This window comes from Mesorhizobium sp. P3_A8 (genome assembly GCF_056402995.1).
This window is the reverse complement of record NZ_JBFUGI010000029.1, coordinates 1-12,663: the sequence shown is the minus strand read 5'-3', so window position 1 is coordinate 12,663 and position 12,663 is coordinate 1. Positions and strand designations below refer to the sequence as shown.

The following is a 12,663-nucleotide window of genomic DNA, read 5'->3' as shown; positions in this document are numbered from 1 at the left end:
GCCAGCCTTTGGCAACATCGATGCCGATGTCCTGAACCGTTTGCGCTACCATCTCCTCGGTCCCTTCCTTGTGTGCGGGGGCTTGCCCCTTGCAACTGTTCGGGTTCACAAAAGAAGGCGGTCGGGCCCCAGCTCATCCACGGTTTAGGCCACCTGAGGGGCGACGGGCTCTCGACCACCGCCACGGATCAGGCAAGCACCTGGTCCGTGGCACCCTCAACAATGCACGATTCCAAACACACAAGGGGCAGCGCGGAGTTCTGAGAAGCTAGCGCTGCCCCTCATCTGCCTGCCGGCATCTTCTCCCCGTAAACGGGGCGAAGAAAGCTAGAACCGCTCCAGCTTCCTTCGCACCTTCGCCAGAAACGCCGCCCGCGTCTTTGGTGTCGAGGCATCCATCAGATAATGCGCCAGGAAGAACGTCTTGCACCTTGTCGCGCATAGCGCCCGCATGCCGCGCAGCAGCGTCTTGCGTCCAGGCTGGCCGACGACGACGCTCCACCAGGTCGGCGCGCCGCAGGTGGTGATGACGCCGACCTTGGTGACATGCGTCATCAGCGACTTGATCCGCCCCTTGCCCGCCGGCAGTTTGAAGGCGACGTCCGTGGCCCACACCCGGTCAAGCCAGCCCTTCAGCATCGCCGGCAGGCCGTACCACCAGGTAGGGTAGACGAACAGGATCGCTTCGGCCCAGCCGAGCAGTTCGAAATGCGGCTTCAGCGCGGGGTCCTGCGGCGCCTGGTCGTTGTAGCTGCGCCGCTCCTCGCAACCCATCACCGGGTCGAATTTCTCCGCATAGAGGTCGAGCAGCCGCACCTCCCAGCCCCTTGCCTTCAGCACGTCGACGGCGGTGTCGCGAATGCTTGCACAAAAACTTTCAGGCACCGGATGGCAATAGACCACGAGGACCCGCATCAGAATGCATCCATGCTGGCCGCGACCTTGGCCATGAAGGATTTTCGCGTTTCATCGGTCGACAGGTTCATCGCGTAATGCGCGAGGTAAGTCACCGGCGCGCCCGGCTTTACCGTGGCGCGCAGCATGCGCTCGATCAGTTTGCGCGGCGGATCGCCCATCAGGATGGCGCGGAACCGGCTGCCGCCATAGGTAGTGACCGCAGCGACCTTCCTGATGTTGTGCAGCGACGGCTGCACCTTGCCGTCGACCAGCCTGAACGACACGCCGGGCAGGAAGACGCGATCGAAAAAGCCTTTCAGGATGGCAGGGAAACCGTAGTTCCAGACCGGATAGGAAAGCACCAACGCCTCGGCCCGCAGCAGGCGCTCGACATACGGCGCCGCCGGGTCAGCGGAGCCGCGTGGGTCGTGATAGTCCAACCTCTCCTGGCGCGTCAGCCTGGGATCGAAATCCTCGGCGTAGAGATCGCAGTCATCGACGGTATGGCCCGCCGCCGTCAGCCGCTCGACGATCAACCGGTGCAGGCCAGCATTGAAGCTGGTCTCGACCGGATGCGCGTAGAGGACGAGGATGTTCATCAGCCCGCCCTCTGCAGCCCCTTGAACAGAAAAGTCCGCCCGGATCGATAATCATAATCCGGGTTTTCCCAGGCGATCATCTTGCCGGGGTTGAGCAGGCCTTGCGGGTCGGTCTCGCGCTTGAAGGCAAGCTGCACGGCATCGGTCTGCTTCATGCCGCCCTCTTCCAGCGTGTAGCGGTGCGGGTTGAAGATCGGGCAGCCATTTTCCTCATGCAGGCGCACGATCTCGTCGAGCCGTGCCTCGGTGGTAAATTTCACCAGCGGCAGGCCAAAGCAGGTGATGTTGCCGTCCAGCCGCACGAATTCGAGATGCGAGAACACTTCGCCGGGAAACATCGCATCCATCTTCTCGACCAGCGCCAGCTGGTTGGGAAAGGGATAGAGCGACTGCAGATAGGTGATATCGGGATCGACGCGCAGCGCTCTCAGCGTGGTGTGGTTCCAGGCCAGCTCATAGGCCGGCGGCAGGCCTTTTTTCTCCTCGGGCGTCGCGGTGGCAGCGTTGAAAATCACCGCGCCGCCGGCACGCCTAGTGAAGGCGAGGAAGGCATCCAGCCCATGCTGCGCCACCATGACGACGCAGATACTCTGCCCCTCTCTGAAAAATTTCTGGTGGCGTTTGAAATAGAGCTGCGGCACGGGTGCCGCGATCGGCGTGATCAGTTTGGTCAGGATGCCGTCCTGGCACGCCAGCGCATTGCCGTAGCGCGCCGCGTCCATGAAGGCATCGAAGCCGACAATGACATCGACCCACTCATAGGCCGCGGTCAGCGGCATCTCGACTTCCGTGATGATACCGTTGGTGCCGTAGGCGTGGGTCACCTTGTGCAGATCCTCGCCGGTGAGTTCGAGCGCTTTCGGCTCGGCCTCCATGGTCACCACGCGCAGGCGCAGCACATTGCCGAAATCGCGCAAGCCGCCGAAATTGATCGAGCCGACGCCGCCCGAGCCGCCGGCGATGAAGCCGCCGATCGAAGCGGTGTTGTAGGTGGAAGGTGACAGCCGCAGTTCCTGGCCGGAATGCGCGCGCGTCGCCTTGTCGATATCGGCCAGCACCGCGCCCGGCCCGGTCACCACGCGCCCCGGCGCGATCGACTTGATCTCGTTCATCTCGGCGAGATTGAGCACCACGCCGCCCGACAACGGCATGGCCTGGCCATAATTGCCGGTGCCGCTGCCGCGCGGCGTCACCGGCACGCCATGCCGATGACAGGCGGCGAGCACGCGGAACAGCTCGGCCTCGGTCTTCGGCGTCACAATGAGGTCGCCGGTGACATGGTCGAGCTGCTGCTTCAGCACCGGGCTGTACCAGTAGAAATCGCGGCTCTTCTGCTGGACGATGGCCGGATTGTCGTCGAGCTTCAGCCCGTCGAGATCGCGTTTGAGTGCCGAAACATCCATCATTCCACCATCAGTTCGTCGAGTTCGGCATAGTCGGGCAAGCGCCGGTCGATCGCGCGTCCGGCGCGCACGACGATGCGATCCGATTCGGGCCGCGACAGCAATTCGGTCCAGCTTCGACCTTTGAACAGGATGAAATCGGCATCGTCGCCCGCGGCAACCGTGCCGAGCCTGTCGAGCCGCATCACCTTGGCCGGGGTCGCGGTGACCGCTTGTGGCCAGTCGGCGACCGGATGGTCGAAATGCAGGATGCGCGTCGCCATCCGGTAGACCTCCAGCATGTCGAGATCGCCATAGGCATAGAAGGGGTCACGCGTGTTGTCGGAGGCGACAGCGACCGGAATGCCCCTCGCCTTCATCTCATGCAGCAGCGTCACGCCCCGCCAGCGCGGCGTGGTCTGATCCGAGCGGCGGTCCTGTAGATAGAGGTTGCACATCGGCAGCGAGACGATCGCCAGCCCCGCCTTCGCCACCTTGTCCAGCGTGTCCAGCACCTCGAGATCGGGCTGCCGCGCCAGCGAGCAGCAATGGCCAACGAGGATCTTGCCCTCGAAGCCGCTCCAGAGTGCCGCCTCGGCGATCTTCTTCAGCGAGACCGCGGCAATGTCGTCGGTCTCGTCGGCGTGGAAATCGAGGTCGAGCCCATGCTTGATCGCTTGTGCGAAAACATGGTCGAGCAGTTCTTCCAGGTCCGGCACCATATAGGTGACGACACCGAGCACACCCTTGGCCGCGGCTACCCGTTTCGCCAGCCTGTCGAACCACTTTTTGTCGCGCACACCCTCGATGCCGAGCAGGCAGGCGCCCTGCAATTCGATACGGCCGCGCCATGTCTCGCGCATCGTCTCGAACACCGGCCAGGAGATTTCCTCCTGCGGCGCGACGCTGTCGAGATGGGTGCGCAGCGCCCTGGTGCCATGCGCATAGGCGGAGCGCAGCGAGAAATCCATGCGCTTGGCAAGGTCCTCGGCGCTCCAGCGCGCGACGCGGTCGGCGCCCGCGGCATTGAGTGCTCCCATGAAGGTGCCGTCGGGATTGGGTTCTCGCGGCCAGATATGGCCCTTGTCGATATGCGTGTGGCAGTCGACGAAGCACGGCAGCACGATGCGGCCGCCAAGGTCTACGGCATCCGCCAATGCCGCTGTCCGATCATGTGCCGCGATGCTCGAGATCTTGCTGTCCGCGACAGTGATATCGGCGAGCGCGAACCCATCCCCGTCATAAACCGCAGCGAGCCCCGGCGTCAGCGACGCGTGAAGACGGGCATTGGCGAGCCGGTATGAAGCTGAGTCTGGAATCAAGGCACTACCGCTCCTGCTTCAGCGCGCTTTCGTGCCAGCGCCGCAAAATGAGATGCGAAATCAGCGACAGCACGAGGAAGATCAGGATGCCGGTCAGCGAGATCAGGAACAGAGCCGCGAACAGCCTTGGCGCGTTGAGCCGGTAGCCGGCCTCGATGATGCGCGAGGCGAGCCCCGACGACTGGCCGGTGGTGCCGGCAACGAACTCCGCGACCACCGCGCCGATCAGCGACAGGCCGCCGGCGATCTTCAACCCACCGAGAAAATACGGCATCGCCGCAGGCAGTCTGAGATAGCGCAGTTGCTGCCAGCGCGTCGCGCCGTTGAGCTTGAACAGGTCGCGCAGATTGCGGTCGACCGAGTTAAGGCCGAGCGTGGTGTTGGACAGGATCGGAAAGAAGGCGACGATCCAGGCGCAGAGCAGAAGCTTGGTCGTCTGGTTGTTCACATAGATGTTGATCAGCGGAAAGATCGCCACGATCGGCGTCACCTGCAGCACGATGGCAAACGGGAAGAACGACATCTCGACCCATTTCGACTGCGCGAACAGCACCGACAGGCCGACCCCGCCGATGACAGCCAAGGCCAGGCTGAGGAAGGTGATGCGCAAGGTGACCAGCAGCGAGGAGAACAGCAGCCCGGCATCGTTGTAGAGCGTCTGCACCACCACGCCGGGACGCGGCAGGATGTATTGCGGGATCTCGTTCCAGACGCAGATGCGGTCCCACAGCCAGATCGCCAGGATCATGATCGCCAGCGGCAGCACCCAGCGGCCGATCCGTTCGAACCGTTCCTGGCGCACGCGACGCGCTTCCTCCGGGTCGAGTTTGAGCACCTGCTCGTCAATGGCCGTCATGGTGCGCGCCTGCTGTTGAATTGATGGCAGTGACCAGCACGTCGGAGGCTTGCCGGCAAAGCGCCGCGTAGTCCGGCGAGGTGCGAAACGCCTCGTCGCGCGGATAGGAGGCCTCGATGGCAAGTTCGTCGAACACCCGGCCCGGCCGCGCCGCCATGACGACGACGCGGTTGGAAAGGAACACGCTTTCAAAGACGCTGTGCGTGACGAAGACGACGGTGAAGCGTTCATCCTGCCAAAGCTCCAGCAGGTCGTTGTTGAGCTTGAAGCGCGTGATCTCGTCGAGTGCCGCAAACGGTTCGTCCATCAACAGCACGCGCGGCTTGGTCACCATGGCGCGCGCGATCGAGACGCGCATCTTCATGCCGCCCGACAGTTCGCGCGGCACGGCGTCCTCGAAACCGGTCAGGTGCACCCGCGCCAGCATCTCGGTGATTGCCGGGGCTGCCTTGGCGCGGGAAATGCCTTTCAGCCTGAGCGGCAGCCAGACATTGTCGAAGACACTGGCCCAGGGCAGCAGCGTCGGCTCCTGGAAGACGAAGCCGATATTGGCGCGGTCGAGCGAGCCGCCGCCGCGCCAGTCGAGCACGCCGGAGGTCGGCGTCGACAGGCCGGCAATCAGCCGCAATGCCGTCGACTTGCCACAGCCGGACGGCCCGAGCAGGCTGAGGAAATCACCTTCCCGGATGGTCAGGTCGACATCACTCAGCGCCGTCACGCCGTTGGAAAACACCTTGCCGACGCCGCGCAGCGCCAGCAAGGCCGGAGCGACGTCCGATGCCGGCGCTCGCGCCACCTTTTCCCCTATCATGCGCGGACTGGCCTATTTCTTCAGGTCGAGCCCGACACCCTTGTTGACGAAGGCCAGCGTGTAGCCCTTGGTGATGTCGATGCCTTCAGGCGTGACCTTGGCCTTGACCATCTTGTCGTAAAAACTCTTGATCCGCGCGTCGGTCATGGCGCCGATGCCGAGCTTCTCGGTGTCGCCGGAATCGGCAAGGCCGAATTTCTTCATCTGCTCGATCGAGAAAGCGATCTGCTCGTCGCTCATGTCAGGATTGTCTTTCTTGATCATGTCGTTGGCGGCCTTGTTGTCGCCGTAGAGGTACTTGTACCAACCCTTGGCCGAGCCATCGACGAAGCACTGGACGACCTCCGGCTTCTTGTCGATCGTGTCCTGCATCACCTCGATCGTCGTCGAATAGGTGTCCCAGCCATAGTCGGCGAGCAGGAACTGGTTCGGCACGAAGCCGCCTTCCTTCTTGACCGCGAACGGCTCCGAGGTGACGTAACCCTGCTGGATCGACTTCTTGTTGGCGAGGAAGGGAGCGGTGTTATAGGTGTAGGGCGCGCGCTTGGCGGCGTCGAAACCGAGCGCCGTGACCATCCACTGGAAGAAGGTCTGCACGCCTTCGTCACCCAAAATGTACTGGTCGGCGTTCTTCAGGTCTTCCCACTTGTCCAGCCCTTCGCCGGGGTGGGACATGATGACCTGCGGGTCCTTCTGGAAGTCGGCGGCCACGACGCGCATCGGAATGCCTTGCTGGACGGCGTCGAAGGCCGACAGCAGATTTCCGCCCATGTAGAAATCGATCTTGCCGGCCAAAAGCATCGGCCGGCCGCTGACCTGCGGGCCGCCCTGCATGATGGTGACGTCGAGACCGCAGGCGGCATAAGTGCCGTCCGCCACGGCCTGGTAGTAGCCGCCATGTTCCGGCTCGGCCAACCAGTTGGTGCCGAAGGTGACCTTTTCATTCGCCGCGGCCCCCAGCGTGCTGGCCGCCAGCAAGGCCACCACCGCGACCGAGATCTTCTGTTTTGCGTACATCGACAACCACCCTCTGTTTGCTCCGGCGCCACGCGCCAGGCTCGACACCAAAGATTCAAGAAGCAAGACACATGCCACCGGCGTCTCGCGCCGGGACCCGCCCGCCTGCACCACAGCCATCTGCGAAAGCCGGAAAGGTCGTGCTGCACCGGAGGCATCGTGCCTATTTTTTGAACGCCTGTCCACAATCGCACGGGCAACATGCACCGCCATCTTGAAGCTGTAGCGCATCCCGCCTTAGGCTGGCGGTATCCAGGAGATTGCCATGTTCAGATTCCTCACCCCGAAGTCGATCAAGCCACCTTTTGCCCGCTACAGCCACGGCGTCGAGGTGCCGCCGGGCAAGCGGCTGGTGCTGTGCTCGGGCCAGGTCGCGATCACGGCGGACGACCAGATTCCCGAGGACGCCGGCGCCCAGGCCGAGCTCTGCTTCCGCAACATCGAGGCGATTCTTGGAGAGGCCGGACTGGGACTCCAGGATATCGTGCGCATCAACGCCTATGTCACCGACCGCGCGCATCTGCGCCCCTATATGGATGTCCGCGACCGGCTGTTTTCGAGCCCGGCGCCGGCCTCGACGCTGATGATCGTCAGCGGATTTGCCCGACCCGAATTCAAGGTCGAGGTCGAAGCCATCGCGGCCGGGTGATCGACAGGAAGCCTGTCCCGCGCTAGGTCTCACCGATCATCGAAGAGGCATGACATGACCGCTGCAAAAAGACGCGTCTGGTGGGGTGACTACCGGACAACAGAATATGCCTCGATCGATCCGGAGGCGACGATCGCCGTGCTGCCGGTGGCGGCGATCGAGCAGCATGGACCGCATCTGCCTGTCTCGACCGACACCTCGATCATGAACGGCATGCTCGACACGGTCATTTCGCGCCTGCCCGATGATCTCGACATCCGCATCCTGCCGGTACAGGCGGTCGGCAAGTCGAACGAGCATCTGCACGCGCCTGGCACCCTCACCTTGCCGGCAACGACGCTGGTCGAGGCCTGGACCGAGCTTGGCCTGTCGATCGCGCGCGCCGGCGTGCGTAAACTCGTCGTCGTCAACTCGCATGGCGGCAATGAAGAGATTATGGGCATCATCACGCGCGAATTGCGCGTGCGCGAAAAGATGCTGGCGGTGAAGACCAGCTGGCAGCGTTTTGGCCGCCCGGCCGGCATGTACACCGAACTCGAGGACCGCCACGGCATCCATGGCGGCGATGTCGAGACGTCCTTGATGCTGCATTTCCGGCCGGATCTGGTCGACATGGGCAAGGCCGACAATTTCGTTTCCAATGTCGCCAAGGCCGAGAAGGAATTTTCGCTGCTGCGCCACACCGGCACCCACGCTTTCGCCTGGATCGCCAGCGATCTCAACCCCAACGGCGTGGTCGGCGACGCCAGCATCGCGACGGCGGAAAAAGGCCGGCTGACCGCTGAATATCAGGCCGATGGTTTCATCAACCTGCTCAGGGATGTGCGCAAGGCGAAGCTCGCGGAGTGGCTGAAGTAGCCGCCTAGCCACAATTGCGCCTTCGAAAAAAGACTCCCCGCATATGCGATTTTGACAAACTTTGCCAAAATAGATCATACTGGATGGGATATGGAGGCCGATATGGCAACAATGAACGTATCATTGCCCGACCCGATGAAGGATTGGGTTGAGGCGCAAACCGAAACGGGTCGCTACGCCAACGCGAGCGACTATGTGCGCGATTTGATCCGTCGGGATCAGGAGCGCAATGACAACATTGCCGCCATTCAACGCTTTGTCGATGACGGATTGAAGAGTGGCATCGGCAATCGATCCAGGGACGCGCTTTTTACGGAGGCGGTCAAACGCGCTGGAAAGTCACCCGGCAACGGGTAATGGGATTTCGCCTTTCTTTAGCCGCGGAAGAGGACATCGTCGGTATTGCCGAGCAAGGGATACGCCTGTTCGGCGCTGTGCAGGCCAGACAAGTATCATGACGAGTTGTTCGCGATCTTCGACCTGATCGCTGCCAGTCCCCGAATGGCGCGGGAGCGGGTTGAATTGTCGCCGCCAATGCGTATCCATCCCTTCAAGGCCCATCTTGTCGTCTACCGGATCGAAGCCGACGGCGACGTGTTCATTGTCCGGGTACGCCACGGGCACGAAGATTGGGCGCACGAAGGCACTCGATAGTCCTACAATGATGTATGGGCACAGCTAGCCGTCGATCTTCAGCCCAAACGGCGTGCCTTCGAAGGCGTCCGCACCGCGCCCGATCGATTCGATCGCCTCGATCATGCGGCCATTGCGATCCAGCAGCGCGTCGGCCACGGCAATGAGCCGCGGATTGGGTGTCGCCGAGGGTGATAGCGCCCGTAGCGTCCGGGCCAGTTCGGCCTCGTCGCGTTTTGGCGCGAGTGCTGCCGCGATGATGTAGGCCGAGGCGGTCGAGCGGCTGATGCCGGCATAGCAATGCACCACCATGGGCTTGGCCCGGTCCCAGCGGCGCGCGAAATCGAGCAGATTGCGGACATGCTCCTCGCCCGGCATGGTCATGCCGTCCTGCGCCACCGCAATGTCATGCATGACCAGATGCAGGTGGTTTTCCCTGGCTATCGAGGCCGGTCGCGCCACATCGGTTCCGACGGAGAGCAGCGACAGCATGCGGTCGGCGCCGGTCCTTGCCACTGTTTCCTCGATCTTCGCCAGCGAGCAGACATGGATCATCGTTCAAAACCCTTCGATCGATCCTCGCGCCGCGCCGCCCATTCGGCAAGGGCGGATTCGAGCCGCTGCCATTCCTCCTGACTCCCCGGCAGGCCGGCGCGCAGGACATGCGGCCGGTCGGAGAAATGCCGAAGCAGGACGCCGCGCTCGCCCAACGCTGAAAACAGGGCGGCTGCATCCGGCAGGCTGAGATAGCGGAACAATGTGGTGCCGCCCGCGACGGACACGCCGAAACGGGCGAACAGTTCGTCGAGCCGCGCCGCTGCTTCGGCAAGGGATACCCGCATTGCGTCCTGCCAGCCAATATCGGCAAGCGCGCGAATGCCGTATTCCAGCGCCGGACCGGCGACAGCCCAAGGTCCGAACTGCGTCTCCAGCCGTTCCACCGTTGCTGCATCGGACAGCGCGAAGCCAAGCCGCAGGCCGGCCAACCCAAAAAACTTGCCGAACGAGCGCAAAACGACGATGCCGCCCTGATCGACATCACCGGCGAGGCTGTGTTCGCGTGGGCCGACGTCCATGAACGCCTCGTCGACGACCAGCAGCCCGCCTCTGGCGCGCAGCCCGGCAGCCAATGCCAGCAGCCGATCGCGCTCGATGATGCGACCATCCGGATTGTTCGGGTTGACGATGATGGCAAGGTCGGCGTCCGCCAGTGCCGCGAAATCGCTGACTTCGCTCACCTGATGCCCGACGATCGCCGCTGCGCGGGCATGTTCGGCATAGGTCGGCCCCAGCACCAAAGCCTTGCCGGGCCTGACCAGCGAGGCCACGCGCGGCAGCAGGATCTGCGTGCCAGGCGCCGCGACGACATTGGCTGGCGACGGCGCGCCATAGGTGCTGGCCGCGATTTCCGTCAGCTCACGCCCGCGCCCGGCTTCCGGCAATCGCGACAGCGAGGTGGCGGGCAGGTCGAAAAGCGGATAGGAGTGCGGATTGATACCAGTCGAGAGGTCGACGAAAGGCTGTCGAGCGTTGGGAAAAAGCACCCTCGCCCGGCCAAGACTTCCACCATGGTCCACCGCTCCATCAAGAAGCTTCATGTCAGTCCTGATCGCTTTCCTGTCATTGGCCGTCGAACTCGTCCTAGGTTATCCGGACTGGCTGTTCCGCGCCATCGGCCATCCGGTGACGTGGTTCGGCAGGCTGATATCCTTTCTCGATCGCAGGCTCAACCGCGCCACTGATCCCGACGCCCTGCGTCGCCAACGCGGTGTCCAGGCGCTGCTGGTCATCGTGCTGGTGCCGGCGGTGATTGGCCTTAGCGTGCAGCTTGTCCTGCTCTGGTTCGTTCCGTTCGGGCTATTCATCGCCGCCCTTCTGGCGACATCGCTTCTGTCGCAGAAGAGCCTCTACGACCATGTCGAGGCTGTTGCCGACGCGCTGGACTCGGGTGGCCTCGCCATGGGCCGTGTCGCCGTCTCGCGCATCGTCGGCCGCGATCCCGAAGCGCTCGACCGCGCCGCCGTCTGCCGTGCCGCGATCGAAAGCCTGGCCGAGAATTTTTCCGATGGCATTGTCGCCCCGGCCTTCTGGACCGGTGTCGGCGGATTGGCCGGCGGTGCCGCCTACAAGGCCGCCAACACCGCCGATTCGATGATCGGCCACCGCACCCCGCGCCACGAGGCCTTCGGCTGGGCCGCCGCACGCTTCGACGACTGGATCAACCTGCCGGCGTCGCGGCTGACCGCACTGCTGATCGTGCTGGCGGCTTTCCTGGTCAGGGATGCCGACCCCCGCAGTGCCTGGCATGCGGTGGGGCGCGATGCGAAAAAACACCGTTCACCCAATGCCGGCTGGCCGGAAGCGGCCATGGCCGGCGCACTTGGACTCGCACTTGCCGGGCCGCGCAGCTATGGCGGCATCGTGATCGATGACGTCTTCATGGGCGAAGGCGGCCGCCGCGACGTCGACAGCGGCGACATCAGGCGGGCGCTGAAACTCTACCGCGTCGCCGACTATCTGCTGATCGTGCTGTTCGGGTTGGTCTCGGCGATCACGGTTCTAGCGTTCTAGAACTCGATCCCTTGCTGCGCTTTCACGCCTGCCGAAAAATGGTGTTTGGTCACGCCCATTTCGGTGACCAGATCCGCCGCCTCGACCAGCGCAGGCTTGGCGTTGCGGCCGGTAACGACGACATGCAGGCCTTCGCGACGCGCCTTGAGCGCACCAACCACCTTGTCGAGATCGAGATAGTCGTAGCGCAGCGCGATGTTGAGTTCGTCGAGCACGACGAGGCTGATCGAGGGATCGGCGATCAACTCCAGCGCCTTGGCCCAGGCAGCTTCCGCCGCCGCGATATCGCGCTTCAGATCCTGTGTTTCCCAGGTAAAACCCTCGCCCATCGCGTGCCAGACGACGCGGTCGCCGAAGGCGGCGAAAGCATCCTTCTCGCCCGTATGCCACTTGCCCTTGATGAACTGGACAACACCGACACGCTTGCCGTAGCCGAGCATTCTGAGCGCCAGGCCGAAGGCGGCCGTCGTCTTGCCCTTGCCCGGACCGGTGTTGACGATCAGAAGTCCCTTCTCGACTGTCTTGCTCGCCACTTCGGCGTCCTGCACCGCCTTGCGCTTGGCCATTTTGGCGCGGTGGCGTTCTTCGTCCTTATCGTCGATGTCGGTCATCTCATTTCACCTTGAGCGGCAGCCCCGCCACCATCAGCAGCACGGTGTCGGCGATCGCCGCGACCTGCTGGTTGAGCCGTCCGGCATCATCGCGAAAACGGCGCGCCAGGGCATTGTCAGGCACGATGCCTTGCCCGACTTCGTTTGACACCACGAACCAGGGGCCGCGCGGCCGCGACAGCAAATCCGCCAGCCGCCGGCATTCCAGCTCGAGATCGTGATCTGCCAGCATGTGATTGGTCAGCCACAGCGTCAGGCAGTCGACAAGCACCGGTTGGTTGTCGGGTAACGCCGCCAGCGCGCCCGCGAGGTCGAGCGGTGCGTCGATGGTCGTCCAGCCCTCGCCGCGCCGTGAACGGTGCAGCGCGATGCGCTCACGCATCTCGTCGTCATAGGCTTCAGCTGTGGCGATATAGGCCCATGGCGAGGGCAACGCCGTCGCCAGGGTTTCGGCGTG

Annotated in this window: 15 protein-coding genes and 1 pseudogene; 5 read left to right on the top strand and 11 right to left on the bottom strand. The window is 63.4% G+C overall.

The window, feature by feature from the left end:
• Positions 1-327 precede the first annotated feature (327 nt).
• Genes AC1DX4_RS34790 through AC1DX4_RS34760 form a run of 7 tightly spaced genes read right to left on the bottom strand, consistent with a single transcriptional unit; the run spans position 328 to position 6,884 of the window.
• On the bottom strand, positions 328-915 hold the full coding sequence (locus AC1DX4_RS34790; protein ID WP_477224639.1) for an NAD(P)H-dependent oxidoreductase: 588 nt from the start codon (positions 913-915) through the stop codon (positions 328-330).
• Entirely contained in the window at positions 915-1,496 is a 582-nt protein-coding gene (locus AC1DX4_RS34785) for an NAD(P)H-dependent oxidoreductase (RefSeq protein WP_477224638.1), read from the bottom strand. Before AC1DX4_RS34785 ends, AC1DX4_RS34790 begins: the two co-directional genes overlap by 1 nt.
• Positions 1,496-2,899, bottom strand: coding sequence for an FAD-binding oxidoreductase (locus AC1DX4_RS34780; protein ID WP_477224640.1), 1,404 nt, complete (start codon positions 2,897-2,899; stop codon positions 1,496-1,498). The genes AC1DX4_RS34785 and AC1DX4_RS34780 overlap by 1 nt, the downstream gene beginning before the upstream one ends.
• A complete protein-coding gene (locus AC1DX4_RS34775) occupies positions 2,899-4,200 on the bottom strand; it encodes a cytosine deaminase (RefSeq protein WP_477224637.1) in 1,302 nt (433 codons plus the stop codon). Before AC1DX4_RS34775 ends, AC1DX4_RS34780 begins: the two co-directional genes overlap by 1 nt.
• 4 nt (positions 4,201-4,204) lie before the next feature.
• A complete protein-coding gene (locus tag AC1DX4_RS34770) occupies positions 4,205-5,056 on the bottom strand; it encodes an ABC transporter permease (protein ID WP_477224636.1) in 852 nt (283 codons plus the stop codon).
• The gene (locus AC1DX4_RS34765; RefSeq protein ID WP_477224635.1) at positions 5,043-5,867 is read right to left on the bottom strand and encodes an ABC transporter ATP-binding protein; all 825 of its coding nucleotides are present in this window, start codon (positions 5,865-5,867) and stop codon (positions 5,043-5,045) included. The genes AC1DX4_RS34770 and AC1DX4_RS34765 overlap by 14 nt, the downstream gene beginning before the upstream one ends.
• A 12-nt stretch (positions 5,868-5,879) precedes the next feature.
• Complete coding sequence (locus AC1DX4_RS34760; protein ID WP_477224634.1) at positions 5,880-6,884, bottom strand: ABC transporter substrate-binding protein; 1,005 nt, start codon at positions 6,882-6,884, stop codon at positions 5,880-5,882.
• Positions 6,885-7,149: 265 nt separating this feature from the next.
• Between AC1DX4_RS34760 and AC1DX4_RS34755 the strand changes: the two genes are divergently transcribed.
• From AC1DX4_RS34755 to AC1DX4_RS34740, 4 genes and pseudogenes are all read left to right on the top strand, one after another.
• Positions 7,150-7,533, top strand: a complete 384-nt coding sequence (locus AC1DX4_RS34755) for a RidA family protein (RefSeq protein WP_477224633.1) — start codon at positions 7,150-7,152, stop codon at positions 7,531-7,533.
• A gap of 54 nt (positions 7,534-7,587) precedes the next feature.
• A complete protein-coding gene (locus tag AC1DX4_RS34750) occupies positions 7,588-8,391 on the top strand; it encodes a creatininase family protein (RefSeq protein ID WP_477224632.1) in 804 nt (267 codons plus the stop codon).
• Between the two features lie 102 nt (positions 8,392-8,493).
• Positions 8,494-8,748: a type II toxin-antitoxin system ParD family antitoxin gene (locus AC1DX4_RS34745; protein WP_475450263.1), complete on the top strand. Its 255-nt coding sequence runs from the start codon at positions 8,494-8,496 to the stop codon at positions 8,746-8,748.
• A pseudogene (locus tag AC1DX4_RS34740) lies at positions 8,748-9,045 on the top strand (type II toxin-antitoxin system RelE/ParE family toxin). The gene AC1DX4_RS34745 and the pseudogene AC1DX4_RS34740 overlap by 1 nt, the downstream one beginning before the upstream one ends.
• Positions 9,046-9,069: 24 nt before the next feature.
• Here the strand turns inward: AC1DX4_RS34740 and AC1DX4_RS34735 are convergent.
• Both AC1DX4_RS34735 and cobD read right to left on the bottom strand, forming a co-directional pair.
• Positions 9,070-9,579 (bottom strand): tyrosine phosphatase family protein, encoded by a 510-nt coding sequence (locus AC1DX4_RS34735; protein WP_477224631.1) that lies wholly within the window; start codon positions 9,577-9,579, stop codon positions 9,070-9,072.
• A complete protein-coding gene (gene cobD, locus AC1DX4_RS34730) occupies positions 9,576-10,622 on the bottom strand; it encodes a threonine-phosphate decarboxylase CobD (protein WP_477224630.1) in 1,047 nt (348 codons plus the stop codon). Before cobD ends, AC1DX4_RS34735 begins: the two co-directional genes overlap by 4 nt.
• Between cobD and cbiB the strand changes: the two genes are divergently transcribed.
• Positions 10,621-11,595, top strand: a complete 975-nt coding sequence (gene cbiB / locus AC1DX4_RS34725; protein WP_477224629.1) for an adenosylcobinamide-phosphate synthase CbiB — start codon at positions 10,621-10,623, stop codon at positions 11,593-11,595. The genes cobD and cbiB overlap by 2 nt on opposite strands.
• Here the strand turns inward: cbiB and cobO are convergent.
• A complete protein-coding gene (gene cobO / locus AC1DX4_RS34720; protein WP_477224628.1) occupies positions 11,592-12,206 on the bottom strand; it encodes a cob(I)yrinic acid a,c-diamide adenosyltransferase in 615 nt (204 codons plus the stop codon). The genes cbiB and cobO overlap by 4 nt on opposite strands.
• Before the next feature lies 1 nt (position 12,207).
• Positions 12,208-12,663 (bottom strand): bifunctional adenosylcobinamide kinase/adenosylcobinamide-phosphate guanylyltransferase (cobU, locus tag AC1DX4_RS34715; RefSeq protein ID WP_477224627.1); only part of this gene is annotated, 456 nt, incomplete at its 5' end.

Excerpts from the sequence above, each read along its gene's own strand:
- cobO (WP_477224628.1), bottom strand. The coding sequence starts at position 12,206 with ATGACCGACATCGACGATAAGGACGAAGAACGCCACCGCGCCAAAATG.
- AC1DX4_RS34790 (WP_477224639.1), bottom strand. The coding sequence starts at position 915 with ATGCGGGTCCTCGTGGTCTATTGCCATCCGGTGCCTGAAAGTTTTTGT.
- AC1DX4_RS34745 (WP_475450263.1), top strand. The coding sequence starts at position 8,494 with ATGGCAACAATGAACGTATCATTGCCCGACCCGATGAAGGATTGGGTT.
- cbiB (WP_477224629.1), top strand. The coding sequence starts at position 10,621 with ATGTCAGTCCTGATCGCTTTCCTGTCATTGGCCGTCGAACTCGTCCTA.
- cobD (WP_477224630.1), bottom strand. The coding sequence starts at position 10,622 with ATGAAGCTTCTTGATGGAGCGGTGGACCATGGTGGAAGTCTTGGCCGG.
- AC1DX4_RS34785 (WP_477224638.1), bottom strand. The coding sequence starts at position 1,496 with ATGAACATCCTCGTCCTCTACGCGCATCCGGTCGAGACCAGCTTCAAT.
- AC1DX4_RS34750 (WP_477224632.1), top strand. The coding sequence starts at position 7,588 with ATGACCGCTGCAAAAAGACGCGTCTGGTGGGGTGACTACCGGACAACA.
- AC1DX4_RS34735 (WP_477224631.1), bottom strand. The coding sequence starts at position 9,579 with ATGATCCATGTCTGCTCGCTGGCGAAGATCGAGGAAACAGTGGCAAGG.
- AC1DX4_RS34765 (WP_477224635.1), bottom strand. The coding sequence starts at position 5,867 with ATGATAGGGGAAAAGGTGGCGCGAGCGCCGGCATCGGACGTCGCTCCG.
- AC1DX4_RS34760 (WP_477224634.1), bottom strand. The coding sequence starts at position 6,884 with ATGTACGCAAAACAGAAGATCTCGGTCGCGGTGGTGGCCTTGCTGGCG.
- AC1DX4_RS34780 (WP_477224640.1), bottom strand. The coding sequence starts at position 2,899 with ATGGATGTTTCGGCACTCAAACGCGATCTCGACGGGCTGAAGCTCGAC.
- AC1DX4_RS34770 (WP_477224636.1), bottom strand. The coding sequence starts at position 5,056 with ATGACGGCCATTGACGAGCAGGTGCTCAAACTCGACCCGGAGGAAGCG.
- AC1DX4_RS34755 (WP_477224633.1), top strand. The coding sequence starts at position 7,150 with ATGTTCAGATTCCTCACCCCGAAGTCGATCAAGCCACCTTTTGCCCGC.